Annotated in this window: 12 protein-coding genes and 2 pseudogenes; 9 read left to right on the forward strand and 5 right to left on the reverse strand. The window is 62.4% G+C overall.

What is annotated here, in order from left to right; translation table 11 throughout:
- The first annotated feature begins 98 nt into the window (after positions 1-98).
- Complete coding sequence (locus tag GYA95_RS00415) at positions 99-581, forward strand: glutathione peroxidase (protein WP_015268966.1); 483 nt, start codon at positions 99-101, stop codon at positions 579-581.
- Between the two features lie 128 nt (positions 582-709).
- Here GYA95_RS00415 and GYA95_RS00420 read toward each other — a convergent pair whose 3' ends face one another.
- Positions 710-1,900: a glycosyltransferase family 4 protein gene (locus tag GYA95_RS00420; RefSeq protein WP_015268967.1), complete on the reverse strand. Its 1,191-nt coding sequence runs from the start codon at positions 1,898-1,900 to the stop codon at positions 710-712.
- A gap of 302 nt (positions 1,901-2,202) precedes the next feature.
- Between GYA95_RS00420 and GYA95_RS28220 the strand changes: the two are divergent.
- The 4 genes and pseudogenes from GYA95_RS28220 to GYA95_RS00435 all read left to right on the forward strand — a co-directional run.
- A pseudogene (locus GYA95_RS28220) lies at positions 2,203-2,802 on the forward strand (PAS domain-containing protein); the annotation flags it as partial.
- A gap of 228 nt (positions 2,803-3,030) precedes the next feature.
- Positions 3,031-3,390, forward strand: a pseudogene (locus tag GYA95_RS28225) (methyl-accepting chemotaxis protein); the annotation flags it as partial.
- A 226-nt stretch (positions 3,391-3,616) separates the two neighbouring features.
- The gene (locus GYA95_RS00430) at positions 3,617-4,963 is read left to right on the forward strand and encodes a DUF6861 domain-containing protein (RefSeq protein WP_015268969.1); all 1,347 of its coding nucleotides are present in this window, start codon (positions 3,617-3,619) and stop codon (positions 4,961-4,963) included.
- Positions 4,964-4,981: 18 nt separating this feature from the next.
- Positions 4,982-5,599: a GAD-like domain-containing protein gene (locus GYA95_RS00435; protein ID WP_015268970.1), complete on the forward strand. Its 618-nt coding sequence runs from the start codon at positions 4,982-4,984 to the stop codon at positions 5,597-5,599.
- Positions 5,600-5,644: 45 nt separating this feature from the next.
- Here the strand turns inward: GYA95_RS00435 and cysZ are convergent, their stop codons facing one another.
- Entirely contained in the window at positions 5,645-6,373 is a 729-nt protein-coding gene (cysZ, locus tag GYA95_RS00440) for a sulfate transporter CysZ (protein ID WP_015268971.1), read from the reverse strand.
- Between the two features lie 329 nt (positions 6,374-6,702).
- Here cysZ and trxB point away from each other — a divergent pair, with 329 nt between their 5' ends.
- Positions 6,703-7,665, forward strand: coding sequence for a thioredoxin-disulfide reductase (gene trxB / locus GYA95_RS00445; protein ID WP_015268972.1), 963 nt, complete (start codon positions 6,703-6,705; stop codon positions 7,663-7,665).
- A gap of 63 nt (positions 7,666-7,728) precedes the next feature.
- On the opposite strand, the gene nadC is transcribed toward trxB, so the two are convergent.
- Complete coding sequence (nadC, locus tag GYA95_RS00450) at positions 7,729-8,577, reverse strand: carboxylating nicotinate-nucleotide diphosphorylase (RefSeq protein ID WP_004376060.1); 849 nt, start codon at positions 8,575-8,577, stop codon at positions 7,729-7,731.
- Positions 8,578-8,819: 242 nt separating this feature from the next.
- Here nadC and GYA95_RS00455 point away from each other — a divergent pair, with 242 nt between their 5' ends.
- The 3 genes from GYA95_RS00455 to ampE all read left to right on the forward strand — a co-directional run bounded on the left by GYA95_RS00455 (position 8,820) and on the right by ampE (position 12,500).
- Positions 8,820-10,979: a DUF1631 domain-containing protein gene (locus GYA95_RS00455; RefSeq protein WP_015268973.1), complete on the forward strand. Its 2,160-nt coding sequence runs from the start codon at positions 8,820-8,822 to the stop codon at positions 10,977-10,979.
- A gap of 121 nt (positions 10,980-11,100) precedes the next feature.
- Complete coding sequence (ampD, locus tag GYA95_RS00460; RefSeq protein ID WP_015268974.1) at positions 11,101-11,673, forward strand: 1,6-anhydro-N-acetylmuramyl-L-alanine amidase AmpD; 573 nt, start codon at positions 11,101-11,103, stop codon at positions 11,671-11,673.
- Complete coding sequence (gene ampE, locus GYA95_RS00465) at positions 11,670-12,500, forward strand: regulatory signaling modulator protein AmpE (RefSeq protein ID WP_015268975.1); 831 nt, start codon at positions 11,670-11,672, stop codon at positions 12,498-12,500. Before ampD ends, ampE begins: the two co-directional genes overlap by 4 nt.
- Positions 12,501-12,697: 197 nt before the next feature.
- On the opposite strand, the gene GYA95_RS00470 is transcribed toward ampE, so the two are convergent.
- Both GYA95_RS00470 and cra read right to left on the reverse strand, forming a co-directional pair.
- On the reverse strand, positions 12,698-13,474 hold the full coding sequence (locus tag GYA95_RS00470) for a TatD family hydrolase (RefSeq protein ID WP_015268976.1): 777 nt from the start codon (positions 13,472-13,474) through the stop codon (positions 12,698-12,700).
- A 2-nt stretch (positions 13,475-13,476) separates the two neighbouring features.
- Complete coding sequence (cra, locus tag GYA95_RS00475; RefSeq protein WP_004376064.1) at positions 13,477-14,472, reverse strand: catabolite repressor/activator; 996 nt, start codon at positions 14,470-14,472, stop codon at positions 13,477-13,479.
- Between the last annotated feature and the right edge of the window lie 178 nt (positions 14,473-14,650).

The raw sequence follows: 14,650 nt of genomic DNA on the forward strand, positions 1-14,650 counted from the left end.
ATTTGCCTTCCTACGGGAGGTGGACGGTTTGGACGAGCGCCTTTTTAGTGGGCGTAATTCGCCTGCGCGGCAACCGGGAACCTGAGAGGGGATTCATCATGAGTGCATTTCACGACCTGAAACTGGACGCGTTAAACGGCGGGGAGCTGCCCCTCGCACCGTTCAAGGGCCAAGTGGTGCTGGTGGTCAACGTTGCCTCCAAGTGTGGTCTCACGCCGCAATACAAGGCCCTGGAGAACCTCTACCAGAATTACAAGGACAAGGGCTTCAACGTGCTTGGCCTGCCGTGCAACCAGTTTGCCGGGCAGGAGCCTGGCAGCGAAAAGGAAATCCAGGAGTTCTGCAGCCTCAACTACGGGGTGAGCTTCCCGCTGGGTGCCAAGCTGGAGGTCAACGGGCCGCAGCGCCATTCGCTGTACCGCCTGCTGGCGGGTGAGGGGGCAGAGTTCCCGGGCGACATTACCTGGAACTTCGAGAAGTTCCTGGTGGGCAAGGACGGGCGGGTGCTGGCGCGTTTTTCGCCGCGCACTGCGCCGGATGATCCTGCGGTGGTGCAGGCTATCGAGAAAGCCTTGGCCTGAAGCGCCTGACGCGGTCCCTGTAGGAGCGGCCTAGTGCCGCGAATGGGCCGCAGCGCGGCCCACGATGGCTGCCATGATGCCGAATGCCTGGGGCCGCTTCGCGGCCCATTCGCGGCACAAGGCCGCTCCTACACAGATCGCGTAGCACCCAGCCTCGAAGCTGGCGAGGTTGCAGCCTGGTTCCGGGCTGCATGCAGATACCCCTCAAACTGCTCGACAATCCCTGGCCATCCTTGGTGGCTGGCATGCTTTCGCGCATTCAGGCGCACCCGCCGTAACGTCTCTTCTTCCTCCAGCAGCCAGCAGGCTGCATCGATGAACGCCGCCTGATCCCCCGGCATGGCCAGCGCACCGCTATGGCCATGGCGAATATGCTGCGCGGCGGCCGCCTCGTCATAGGCGACCACCGCCAACCCGGAGGCCATGGCTTCGAGCACCACATTGCCAAAGGTTTCGGTCAGGCTCGGAAACAGGAACAGGTCACCGCTGGCATAGTGTTCGGCCAGCACCTCGCCACGCTGGGCGCCGCAGAACATGGCATCCGGTACCTGCTGTTCGAGGGCGGCACGCTGCGGGCCGTCACCGACCATGATCAGGCGCAGACGTTTGTGTGGATAAGCTTTCTGCAGGGCCTCCAGGCTTGGGCGCAGCAAGCCCAGGTTCTTTTCTGCCGCCAGCCGCCCCACATGCAGCACGGCGATATCATCCGGGCCGAGCCCCCAGCTTTCCCGTAATGCGGGGTTGCGCCGGGCCGGGTTGAACAGGCAGGCATCGACCCCCCGGGCCAGTAGCTCCAGGCGTTCGAAGCCACGGCGTTCGAGCTCCAGGCGCTGGCTGAGGCTGGGTACCAGGGTGATCGCCGTGCGCCGATGGAACCAGCGCAGGTAGTTGGTGAGCAGGCGCGTCAGCAGGCCCAGCCCGTACTGGCCGGAATACTGCGGGAAGTTGGTGTGGAAGCCACTGACCACCGCAACCCCGAGGCGCCGGGCCGCGCGCAGTGCACTGAGCCCAAGCGGCCCCTCGGTGGCGATGTACAGCACATCCGGGCGCTGTCGACGCCAGCGGCGCAACAGCTTGTGCATCGATACCTCGCCCCACTGCAAGCCCGGGTAGCCAGGCAGTGGCCAGCCACGGCACAGCATCAGGTTCGGGTCGCTGTGCCGCGGTGCTTCTCCGGCCTGGCGTGGGCGCACCACTTCGATCTCATGGCCGCGTTGGCGCAACCCCTCGCTGAGGCGGCCAAGGGTGTTGGCCACGCCGTTGATCTCGGGTGGGAAGGTTTCGCTGACCAGGGAAATGCGTAGGGCGGGTGTATTCATGACAAAAAGTGTCCGCCTGCTGGATTGCGCCAATGTGACTGTCATGTGACGTACAGATGACGCCTGATCGCCGACGCTTTTCGCCTTGTGAATTTTTCCTTGCATGGGTGCTCAAGAGGGGGCATCGGCAGCCGATGAAGATGCATTCGACAATGCGCTCCAGGAGAGCGGTGATGTTCAACAACAAGCTCAAGCAAGAAATACGGCAGCTGCGCGAAGACCTGATGTCCATCGAACAGGTCAAGAGTAGCCTCGACAGCGAGATGCTGGTACTGCAACTCGACCCACAGGGGCGGATCGAGATGGTCAACGGCAACTTCGAGAGCGAGATGCTCTACCGTGCCGAACAATTGCTTGGGCGCAACATCGAGGACATCGTCCCCGCCCATGTGAAGACGCTGGATTTCTACCAGCGCATGAAGGGCGCAATCAGCCGCGGTGAACACCTGAACGGTGCATTCCGCCTGCTGCGTGGCAATGGCCAGGAAGCCTGGTTACGGTCCATCCTGCAGCCGGTCAAGAACAGCGAGGGGCGCATCAAGTATTTCACGCTGCATTCCAGCGACCTTACCCGCACCATCGAGACCTCCCGCGAGCACGAAAGCCTGATCAAGGCCCTGATGCGCTCCACCGCGGTGATCGAGTTCGATCTCGATGGCACCATCCTCACTGCCAACGACCGGTTCCTGGGCGCTGTCGGTTACCGCCTGGAGCAGATCCGGGGCAAGCATCACCGCATCTTCTGCGAGCCGGAGGAGGCCAACTCGGCCGGCTACCAGGCGTTCTGGGACAAGCTGCGCCGTGGCGAGTACGTTGCCGACCGCTTCAAGCGTATCGATGCCCACGGCCGGGTGGTCTGGCTGGAAGCTTCATACAACCCGATTTTCGATGCCCATGACGTGCTGTACAAGGTGGTGAAGTTCGCCACCGTCATCACCGATCAGGTCAACCAGGAGCAGGCGGTGGCCGAGGCGGCGGATGTCGCCTACAACACCTCGCTGGGTACCGATGCCAGTGCCCGCAAGGCCACCGATGTGGTCACCCAGAGCGTCAGCGTGATGCGCGGGCTGGAAGCGTCGATGCAAGAGGCGGCAGAGGGTATCCAGGCACTGGATACCCAGTCGCGGGTGATCGGCTCGATCATCAAGACCATCAGCGACATTGCCGGGCAGACCAACCTGCTGGCGCTGAACGCGGCCATCGAAGCGGCCCGCGCTGGCGAACAAGGGCGTGGGTTTGCCGTGGTTGCCGATGAAGTGCGCCAACTGGCCTCGCGCACCAGCACCGCCACCGAGGAAATCGCCCGCGTGGTACAGCAGAACGAGCAACTGGCCCAAGCGGCAGTGGCGATCATCGACACCAGCAAGCGCCAGGCCGAGCAGGGCCTGGCACTGGCGGACGAGACAGGGAGCGTGATCGTCGAGATTCAGGATGGTGCGAAGCGGGTGGTGGATGTGGTGGGGCAGTTTTCCAGCCAGTTGAGTCTTTGATATGGCCTGAGGTTTGTAGCGCCTATGCAGTCGAGCCCCCGCCCAGATGGGGCTCGATCTCAGGCACGACAAAGATCCCCAACCTTGTCCATGGTGCCGGCTGAACAGCTCAACTTCGCTGAACCTGCTGTAAAAGAAGTCGCATTTTCCTACAACTGACTCAGAAACCTCCGATCCGAATCCATGATGGGATTTCCCCCTGCCCACGCTGTCAGGGAGACACCTCATGTACCTGGATTACCTCGTGCCCTCCTGGCACGAGATCGAGTCACGTGTCATCGCCCTGGTGGGCTACCAAAGCGGTGGCCAGTTCCGCACCAGCCTCAATGAAGAGGTCGCCTCGCTAGGCCTCAACCTGCGCCGGATAGAAGCCGTCCGCACCGCCTTCTACCACGCCGAATGGCAGGCGGCGCACATGCTGCGCCAGCGCTTCGCCGACCTCGACATCAACAGCATCGTCGACGAACTGCTGATGGTCGTGCGGCAGATGGCGATGATCGTCGCCGGCAGCACCATTACCGGTGGCCTGCTTGGCGCGGGGGTTGGCGCATTCGCCGGCGGCGCCGGAACCATTCCGTTTGCCGGCGCGGGCGCGGCCATGGGCCTCAAGGTCAGTGGCTGGATCCTCGGCGCGCTAGGGCTGGCTTCCATCGCCGAGTTCTTCATCGAGGGCTTGCCGCGTATCGGCGAGTACTACGTCGACGGCATTCGCTTCGCCTGGGAAGGCACCTGCGGCAATGAAGGCACGGGCCCGCTCTGCCGGGACGACCCCTATGCGATATCCCGGGCGACGCATCAGATTGCCCAAGCCCACGTGGAAGTCGTGCTGCTGTTGTTGGGGGCGATCGTGTCGTACCTCACCCGCGGCCGCGGTGATGCCCGGGTGCTCGCGCAGGAGATGGCGGCCAGCCGCAAAGGTGCGCGGCTGGGGCAATGGATGCTCAAGCATGAAGAGGGGTTGAAGAAACGGCCGGACCTGCAGGTGCCGGAGCGGCGCAAGGGGGCGGTGGGTGAGCCGCAACCGATGCAGCCTGATCGGCCGGCAGGGAAAGACAAGGAGCCCTCGACAGGGAAGCCCGGTAGCATGCCGTTGCATACCGTGGCGTGCTTCAAGGCCGACAAATTGCCACCCGCCAAGCATGGCGAGTTTGAACGGCAGTTGAAGGGGCAGCAGGATGGGTTGAATCGGCTGACGGTTGAAGAGTTTCTCGAAAATATCGCTAATCCGGCCAAGCGAGATCCGCGCATTGCAAAAATAGCGAGAAAGGAACTTTATGATAAGTTGCAGGAGAGGATTCAGAGGGATCTGATGAAAACTATGAGTGCCATTGAAGCTAGAAATCTCTCGGTGAAGCAAGCAAAGGAAACCATGTCATCTCTCGCAGCTTTGCATAATCCTGACTTGATCGCCGGTGGACGGGATACTATTTCTGACTTTGGCGACAGGCAAGTTAACTCGAGCATAGGCCCACAATGGAAAAGCAGAGTTTATGGTTTGAAAGCTGCTGCCGAGAAAGCTTCAAGATCGGGTGTGGGGTCAGGCCTGTTAAATGTAAAACTGCATAAATGCTAGTTGCTTGAGGGTTTCGCCGTGGATGAGATTTTTTCCCTGTTTGTAGAGCAAGTTGGTGAGCCGTTTTTTCGACAGGAGGTTCCTCTCTCAAGTCTGGATCGATACAGAGGGATCTTGCCGAACAAATTGTTAGAGTATTGGTGTGAGCACGGTTGGTGCGGATATGGTGACGGGATATTTTGGACTGTCAATCCCCAGGAATATGAAGAGGTAACTGCCTCGCTTATCGAAGGCACAATATTGGAGAGGCGGGATAGATACCACCTGATCGCTCGCGGTGCATTTGGTGACCTGTATCTCTTTGGGGAGCAAACGGGTTTCTCAGTAAAGATTTTGGCTCATATTTCACGATATAGGGGAAGTGAATATGAGTTGACGGCGGCGGATATGGACAGGGAAGTGCAAGGTTTCTTCCTTGGGAAAGAGAAGGCGTCTGTTGACTTTGATGGCATGTTCGAGCCAGCAAAGAAAAAACTGGGCATGCTAAAGCATGATGAAATGTATGGGTTCGTTCCAGCCCTGGCGTTCGGCGGCTCAAGCGACCTTGCTAACCTTGAGAAGGTTAAGGCAGTGGAGCATCTAATACTGCTTTCTCAGATTGCCACCCTCGAGCCCTACAGTTTCTCCGACTTTTGAAAATGCAATCTGCGGAAAGGGGCTGCCCTGCAGCCCCTCGCCCCTTCAGTTCCGCTCCCGCACCCAGAACAACGTAGCCCCGGCCACCGCCGCCGGCATCATCAGCACGTTCACCAGCGGGATCATCAACGCCAGGTAGGTAATGCCGCCAAAGCCCAGACTCTGCCAGCGTTTCTGGCGCAGCCAGGCGAGCATGTCCTGCCAGCTCATCTTGTTGTTGTCCGCCGGGTAGTCGATGTACTGGATAGCCATCATCCACACCCCGAAGATCAGCCAAAGCGGCGCCGCCACCACGTTGACCACCGGGATCAGCGACAGGATGAACAGGCCGATGGCCCGCGGCAGGAAGTAGCCCAGCTTGCGCATTTCACGGCCGAAGGTACGTGGCACCATGGCCACCAGTTCGCCCCAGCTGAACGCGGGGAAATTGTCCTCGCCACGCACCACAACCTCGACCTTTTCCGCCAGAAAGCCATTGAACGGCGCGGCGATGATGTTGGCCACCAGGGTGAATGTGAAGAACACCATCAGCACCACCAGGGCGACGAACAGCGGCCAGAGGATGTAGGTGAGAAAGCTCAGCCAGCTCGGCAAGCTCGGCATCAGGGCGTCCACCCACAGGCTGAATTGGTGGCCGGCGAAGTAGATCAGACCGCCAAACAGCAGCAGGTTGACCGCCAGCGGCAGCAGCACGAACAACCGCAGATTGGGGCTCAGCACCAGTTTCAGGCCTTCGCGCAGGTACTGGGGGCCAGAGAGGACAGGGGCTTGCATCGAGAGACTCCGCAGAGAAGGAAAACGCGCTGACCTTACCGAGTTTGCCGCGCCGACGAAAGGCGGGCAGCGGGTGGGAAACGGGCTGTAACAAAAGCAGCAGGGCTTGGCTATCGATGAAATCGCTGAATAGACGATGCCTATGAGGTGGATTGTCGAAGGATATTTCCTTAATCTTTGCGACCTCGCTACAGTGCGCTCAACTTTCCGCTTTCTGGGCCTGCGCGTTGTAGCCTTCCCCAAGTGCTGCGTGGGTCCTTTTTAATTTTCCTGCTGGCGCAGCCGGTGCACCGATGCCGGCCCTGCGGCCCGCTCGACAGGAGTTCGACATGTCTGAAGTACGTCATTCGCGCGTCATCATTCTCGGTTCCGGCCCTGCCGGTTACAGCGCCGCGGTGTATGCCGCCCGTGCCAACCTCAAGCCGCTGCTGATCACCGGTATGCAGGCCGGCGGCCAGCTGACCACCACCACCGAAGTCGACAACTGGCCGGGCGACCCCCATGGCCTGACCGGCCCGGCGCTGATGCAGCGCATGCAGGAGCACGCCGAGCGTTTCGAAACCGAAATCGTCTTCGACCACATCAACGCCGTCGACCTGGCCAACAAGCCCTTCACCCTGCAGGGTGACAGCGGCAAGTACACCTGCGACGCGCTGATCATCGCCACTGGCGCCAGCGCCCGCTACCTGGGCCTGCCGTCGGAAGAAACCTTCATGGGCAAGGGTGTTTCGGCCTGCGCCACCTGCGACGGCTTCTTCTACCGCAACAAGCCGGTCGCTGTGGTGGGTGGCGGCAACACTGCCGTGGAAGAGGCGCTGTACCTGGCCAACATCGCCAGCAAGGTGACTCTGGTACACCGTCGCGATACCTTCCGCGCCGAGAAGATCCTGGTCGACAAGCTGCACGCCCGTGTGGCCGAAGGCAAGATCGAGCTCAAGCTCAACGCCACCCTGGACGAAGTGCTGGGTGACAACATGGGCGTGACTGGTGCGCGCCTGAAGAACAACGATGGCAGCAGCGACGAAATCAAGGTCGACGGCGTGTTCATCGCCATTGGCCACACCCCGAACACCTCGCTGTTCGAAGGCCAGCTGACCCTCAAGGACGGCTACCTGGTGGTCAACGGCGGCCGTGAGGGCAATGCCACCGCCACCAACATCGAGGGCGTGTTCGCCGCCGGTGACGTGGCCGACCACGTTTATCGCCAGGCCATTACCTCGGCCGGTGCCGGCTGCATGGCGGCGCTGGATGTCGAGCGTTACCTGGATGGGCTGGCCAACGCTTCGTTCTGATCCGAGAGCGCCCCCAATGAAAAAACCGGCCCTGAGGCCGGTTTTTTCATGCCTGCAATCAGCTTACAGGCTCAAACGCATCGACAGGTCCACCGCCTTCACATCCTTGGTCATGGCACCAATCGAGATGTAGTCCACCCCAGTCTCGGCAATCACCCGCAAGGTCGTCTCGTTGACCCCGCCACTGGCTTCCAGCTTGGCCTTGCCCGCAGTAATGCGCACTGCTTCGCGCATCTCTTCCAGGGTCAGCTCGTCGAGCATGATGATGTCGGCACCAGCGGCCAGTGCCTGGCGCAGCTCATCCAGGCTTTCCACTTCAATTTCCACCGGCTTGCCCGGCGCAATGCGGTGCGCCGCCGCCACGGCCGCGGCCACGCCGCCGCTGGCTGCGATGTGGTTTTCCTTGATCAGGAAGGCGTCGTACAGGCCGATGCGGTGGTTGTCGCAACCGCCGCAGGTCACTGCATACTTCTGCGCCAGGCGCAGGCCCGGCAGGGTCTTGCGGGTGTCCAGCAGGCGTACCTGGGTGCCTTCCACCAGGTCGGCAAGGAAGCGCGCACGAGTGGCGACACCCGACAGCATCTGCAGGAAGTTCAATGCACTGCGCTCACCACTGAGCAGCGAACGCGCGGGGCCCTCCAGATGGAACAGCGGCTGGTTGGCCGTGGCGCGCTCGCCATCGGCCACCTGCCAGTGCACGGCCACGCGTGGGTCGAGTTGGCGGAACACGGCATCGACCCAGGCGGTGCCGGCGATCACGCAGTCTTCGCGGGTAATGATGGTCGCCTTGGCCAGGCGCTCGGCCGGGATCAACTGCGCGGTGATATCGCCACTGCCGATGTCCTCCAACAGCGCACGGCGCACGTTGGCTTCGATTTCAGCGGTCAGGTCGGCAAGGCGTAGGTTCGGCATGGTCGGCTCCACAAGCTAGATGCCGGCGATTATAGGGCAGGGGGCCGGTGTGTACAGTCGCCTTGGCGATGACCTTTAGTCGGCCGGTGTGAGCAGGCGGGGTAAATCAGGGTCATTAGCCAGCAAGTGAAACGGCGCTGGCAGCTATGCGGATTTTTACCGATAATGGTGACCAGTATTTGGCGTCATGACTTTGACGATCTTCAGCCCCTTCGGGCGAGACACCCTGCAAGGAGTACAGGATGCAAAAAGAAGGCAAGGTGGTGCCCTTGGCGGCAGCCATCGATCGAGGCGGGCGTACGCCTCTGCCTTGCCTTCCGGTATTGCTCCTGCAGGTGCGCGACAAGGCCGCCTTGCAGTTGCGTCAGGGCCTGCAGGGCTTGTTCGACAATGCTGACGACACCCTCTTCGAGATGGCCGACAAGGCCTTGGACCGCGGTGACCAGAACCTGTACTTCGAAGCCATGCGCGACCTGCGCCTGAAGCGCAAGAGCATCGAGCGCGGTTTTCTCGACACGTTCTATGATGCCTTTGCCCGTATCGGCCAGGTTGACCTGCTGGCGCACATGGTCGAGCCGGGCAACCTGCGCAGCAAGGCCCACGTGGAACGGGCTGGCGCGATAGAAGGCATGGTCGCGCGTGTGCTGTCACGCGACGGTATTGCCCTGCAGCAACTGGGCCTGCGCTTGCAGGTACTGCTCGACCGCCCCCTGCACGAGCAGCACAACCCGCTGGGGCCCGCAGCGCTGTGCGGCTACTTCCTCGACGCTGGCCGCAACCTGGGGGTTGGCCTGCGGGTCAAGCTGGTCCTGCTCAAACTGTTCGAGCGCTATGTGTTGCGCGATGCCGACGTGATCTATGGCGAAGCCAACCAGTTGCTGGCCGCCGCCGGTGTACTGCCTGAATTGCCGTCGGCACCACGTCGGCGTGCCGAAGATCGGCGCATGAGCGCAGGTCGTGGGCCGGCGAACCTGGGTCACGAGGTGGGCTCGGACGCGGCAGGGCAGGCTTTCTTTGCCTCGTTGCAAACACTGCTGGCCCCGGTGCGTGGAAAGTTCGCGCCTCGTTTGCAGGCGGTGGCCGCCGCCCAGCCAATCAGCACCGCCGACCTGCTGCGCCTGCTTTCGCATTTGCAGCACTATGTGCCCGCTACCCACGAGGCCGACGATTTCGAACTTGGCCAACAGCTTGAACAATTGCTGTTGCGGGTCAGCGTGCGCAGCGGCACACGCCGGCGTATCGATGTTGCCGACGAGGACATGATCAACCTGGTTGGCCTGCTGTTCGCCTTCATCCAGGACGACGACAACTTGCCGGCCAGCCTGCGTGCGCTGATCGGGCGTTTGCACATTCCGCTGCTTAAAGTGGCCCTGTTGGACAAGGGGCTGCTCAGTCGTGCCAGCCACCCGGCCCGCCGGCTGCTCAACGAGATCGCTGGCGCGGCAATCGGCTGGGAATGTGGCGGCGACGGTATGCGTGACAGCCTGCACCTGCGGGTGGAGCGTATCGTCCAGCGCCTTCTCAATGATTTTGCCGAAGATACCAGCCTGTTCTCCGAACTGCTCGAAGACTTCCTCGCTTTTAACCAGGACGAGCGGCGGCGCAACGAACTGCTCGAACAACGCACCCGCGACGCCGAAGAAGGGCGTGCCCGAACACTGCAGGCCAGGCAGCAGGTGCAGCATGCTCTCAACCAACGGCTGCGCGGCAGGTTATTGCCGCAGGTGGTGGTACAGATGCTGGTGCAAGCCTGGAGCCAGGTACTGCTGTTGGCCTGGCTCAAGCAAGGTGAAGCATCCCAGGCCTGGCGGGATGCCTTGCAGACGATGGACACGCTGCTGGCCAGCATCACTCCGCCGCATGAGCCGCATGCCTTGCTGCAGCAGGTACCGGGCCTGCTCAAGGCACTGCGCGATGGCCTGGCCAGCGTGGCCCTGGACTCGGCAGCGACCCGCGAATTCTTCCTGCAACTGGAACAGCTGCACCTGCGTGCCTGCGCGGGTACCGCGATGCAGCCCGGCACTGAGGGCCAGCCTTTGAGCGAAGTGCTGGTGGCCGAGGACATCGTCCTGGCGATTGCCGAGGAACCCGCTTGTGCTCCGTCGCAGTTTGCCGACGGGCAGGCTGTCGCCGTGCGTCAGGTGCAGCGCCTGCGTATCGGTACCTGGGTAGAAGTGCTGGACGAGGACGAACCGCTGCGCTGCAAACTGGTGGCGCGCGTCGACAGTAGCGACCGGCTGGTGTTCGCCAACCGCACCGGCATGAAAGTACGCGAATGGAACGGGGCCAGCCTGGCCCGGGCACTGCATCGAGGTGAGGTGCGGGTGCTGGATGACGGGCTTTTGTTCGAGCGCGCGCTGGAAGCAGTACTCGAAACGCTTCGCGTAGGGGTACCTGTCTAGCGCAAGATCTGCAGGTTTGCGCGATCCCTGTGGGAGCGGGTATTACAATCATTCACATGCAAACGCTGTTGGCCAAAGGGCATACTGTCTACCTGTTCACGGCGCTCTCAGGATCTGCCCCATGCAATTGGACCGTGCCACTGGCTGGTTCCACGGAATCGGAATCACCCACTGCCCCTCGCCGAACTTCAATGCTCGCCCCGAAGGCGAATCGATTTCCCTGCTGGTTATTCACAACATCAGCCTGCCGCCGGCCTGCTTCGGTACCGGCAAGGTCCAGCAATTCTTCCAGAACCGCCTGGACCCCAATGAGCACTCGTACTTCGCCAGCATCAACCACCTGACCGTATCGGCGCACCTGTTCGTCGAGCGTGACGGTGCGGTGACCCAGTTCGTGTCGTTGCTCGACCGCGCCTGGCATGCTGGTGTGTCGTGCTTCGACGGGCGTGAAGGCTGTAACGATTTCTCCATCGGTATAGAACTGGAAGGCACCGACGACCTGCCCTATACCGATGCCCAGTACGCGGTGCTGGAGCAACTTACCCGGCACATCCGCGGTGTCTGGCCGGCCATCGGGCTGGACCGCATCCAGGGCCATAGCGATATTGCCCCGCAGCGCAAGACCGACCCCGGCCCGGCCTTCGACTGGCCGCGCTACCGAAAGGCGCTGCAGCAAAACGAGGAAAAGGCATGAGTTTTCTGGTGTTGTTGCTGGCGCTTTGGGTCGAGAAGTTCTCGGCCCTGCGCCATCAGGTGCAGCGAGATGGGTTCTTCCTCGGCGAACTGGTGCGCCTGGAGCGCAGCGGCAAGGTGCACCCATGGTGGACGCTGGCCATTCTGGTGTTGGCACCGGTAGCGCTGCTGGTTTTGCTGCTGCATGTTCTGGACCCGGTGGCGTATGGCTTGCTGGCGTTGCCGGTGCACCTGCTGGTGCTGATCTACAGTCTGGGCCGCGGCGATGCCAAGGCATCGATGGGGCCGTTCCGTGATGCCTGGCGGCGCGGTGATGACCAGGCCGCGCTGCACGTGGCCGAGCGCGACCTAGGTCTGGCGGCCGACGAGCCGCAAAGCCTGTTGGTGCAGGTGCAGGGCAACCTGCTGTGGCAGGTGTACCAAGGCTTTTTCGCGGTGATCTTCTGGTACTTCGTGCTGGGCCCGGGTGCAGCCCTGGCCTATCGCTTGCTGGCTCTGTGTGGCGAACACAGCAAGCAACCGGCGTTGAAGGCCCGTGCCGAGCAGCTCAGGCATATCATGGACTGGCTGCCGGTACGGGTGCTGGCCTTGAGTTTCGCCCTGGTCGGCAACTTTCTCGCGGTCACCCGGGTGATGCTGCACGAGGTGCTCAACTGGCACATCAGCGCCGCCCACCTGGTTGCCAGGGTCGGGCGCATTGCCGATGACATTCCCGAAGAAGAAGACAGCCAGCGCGGGCTGGGGCGGCTCGACAGCCTGTGGGAGCTGCTGCTGCGCTGTGCGGTGCTGTGGTATGCCGGGTTTGCGCTGTGGACGGTTCTAGTCTGATCTGAAGCTAGGCGCGGCTCCTTGCGGGAGCGTAGCAGCCCCAGGTTTTCAGCTTCGCCGCATAGATTGCCGGGGCCGCGTTGCGGCCCTTTCGCGACACAAGGCCGCTCCTACAGGGGCTGTGCAAATCCTGAGGGTAGCGCTGTACCTGTGGGAGCGGGTTTACCCGCGAAGAGTCCGGCACGGGCACACAGCTGCTACCAGCGAAACAACTCGCAAGCGTTGCGACTACTGGCCTCAGCCAGTTCGCCAACTTCCACACCCATCACCTGCGCCAGCGCCCCGGCAATCTCCGGCAGGTGTTCCGGGCTGTTCCTTACCCCGGGGAACATAACCGGCGCCATGTCCGGCGCATCGGTCTCCAGCACCACGCTGTCCAGCGGCAACCGCGCCAGGGTCTTGCGCAGCCGTAGGGCCTGCGGCCAGGTACCCGCACCGCCAAGCCCAAGCCGGAAGCCCAGCTTGATGTACTCGCGGGCCTCTTCGTAACTGCCGGCAAACGCATGTATCACCCCCGCCCGCGCCGGCTTGTAGCGCTTGAGCGTGGCGATCACCTGCGCATGGCTGCGGCGCACGTGGAGCAGGGCGGGCAGTTCAAAGTCGCAGGCCATCTGCAGTTGCGCTTCGAACAGCGCCTGCTGGCGGGCCTTGTCCAGGTCTTCGAGGTAATAGTCCAGGCCAAACTCGCCCACGGCACATAGCCGTGGGTCGCCGCGCAGGCGCTCCAGCCACTCGCGCAGCTGCGCCAGGTGCTCCGGGCGATGCTGGTCAAGGTAGATCGGGTGCAGGCCGAGCGCGGCGAACAGGCGCTGGTCGGCACAGGCCAGGTCCCACACCCGCTGGAAATTCGCCTGGTACACCCCCAGCACCACCATCCTCTCCACCCCGCGCGACACCGCGTTGGCCAGCAGTTGTTGGCGGTCGGCGTCGAAGTCGGGGAAGTCCAGGTGGGTGTGGGTGTCGATCAGGCGCATATTCAGGCCGCTGTAATGCGTTGCTTGAACGTTCGACCGACGGCATGCACGCCAGGTTCGTAGCGTTTGTCCTCGATCGCGGCCAGTGCCAGTTCCAGCGCGGTGGCGGCAATCAGGCCATGCTGCTGGGCCATGGCATTGACTGGCAGCGGCAGGAAGTCGAGCAACTGGTTGTCGCCAAAGGTACCCAGCTGCAGCTGGCGTGAGTCGGCAGTGCGCGCCTGCAGGGTGTCGAACACCCCTTGCAGCAGCACGTAGGAGGTTGTCACCAGGGCATCCGGCAGGCCGCCAAGGTCATCGATCAGTTGCTGCATCAGGCGCTGGCCGCACTCTCGGCTGAACGCTTCGCCCTGATAGCGGCGAACCTCGCCGGCATAGCCTTGCAGGGCTTCGTCGAAGCCACCGGCACGTGCCTGGCTGACCGACAGCTCGGGGCGGGCGCCGATCAAGGCGATGCTGCGCGGGGCGGCGCTCAACAAGCTGGCGGCCAGCTGGCGGCTGGCGTCGCGGTCGTCGCTGATCACCGAGCAGAAGTGCGCAGGGTCCAGGCGGCGGTCGATGGCGATTACCGGCAGGCCTTTGTCCTGCAGCTCGCGGTAGCTGTCGTCTTCTGGCGGCAGGCAGCTGGCGACGAACAGTGCATCGCAACGGCGGGCGCGGAACAGCTGTTGCAACTGGCGCTCGCTGTCGGGCTGGTCGTCGCTGCTGGCAATCAGCAACTGGTAGCCACGGGCGCGGGCACCTTGTTCGAGCTGCTTGGCAATGCGGGCGTAGCTGGGGTTCTCCAGATCCGGGAGAATGAAGCCCAGAGTGCGGGTATGCCGGCTGCGCAGGCCAGCGGCCTGCGGGTTGGGGGTGAAGCCGTGGGCCTCGACCACCGCGCGTACCCGCTCGACAGTGCTGTTGCTGATGCGCTGCTGTTCGGCCTTGCCATTGATGACGTAGCTGGCAGTGGTCACGGACACACCGGCCAGACGGGCGATATCGCTGAGTTTCACCGAATTTTCCTTGTTATTACCGGGGCTGGCTGTGAGCCCTGACCGGGTAGTTTGACCCGGCGAGGGCGCCACGCGCAGACGACCATTGTCGCAATTGTCCGACAGGATGGGGCTTTTTCATCGGCAGATTATCGAGTAACGTGGCCGCCTGGTCAGATTAATCGTTTCAGCTGCCGAA

The organism is Pseudomonas asiatica, assembly GCF_009932335.1.
In the GTDB taxonomy this organism is placed as follows: domain Bacteria; phylum Pseudomonadota; class Gammaproteobacteria; order Pseudomonadales; family Pseudomonadaceae; genus Aquipseudomonas; species Aquipseudomonas asiatica.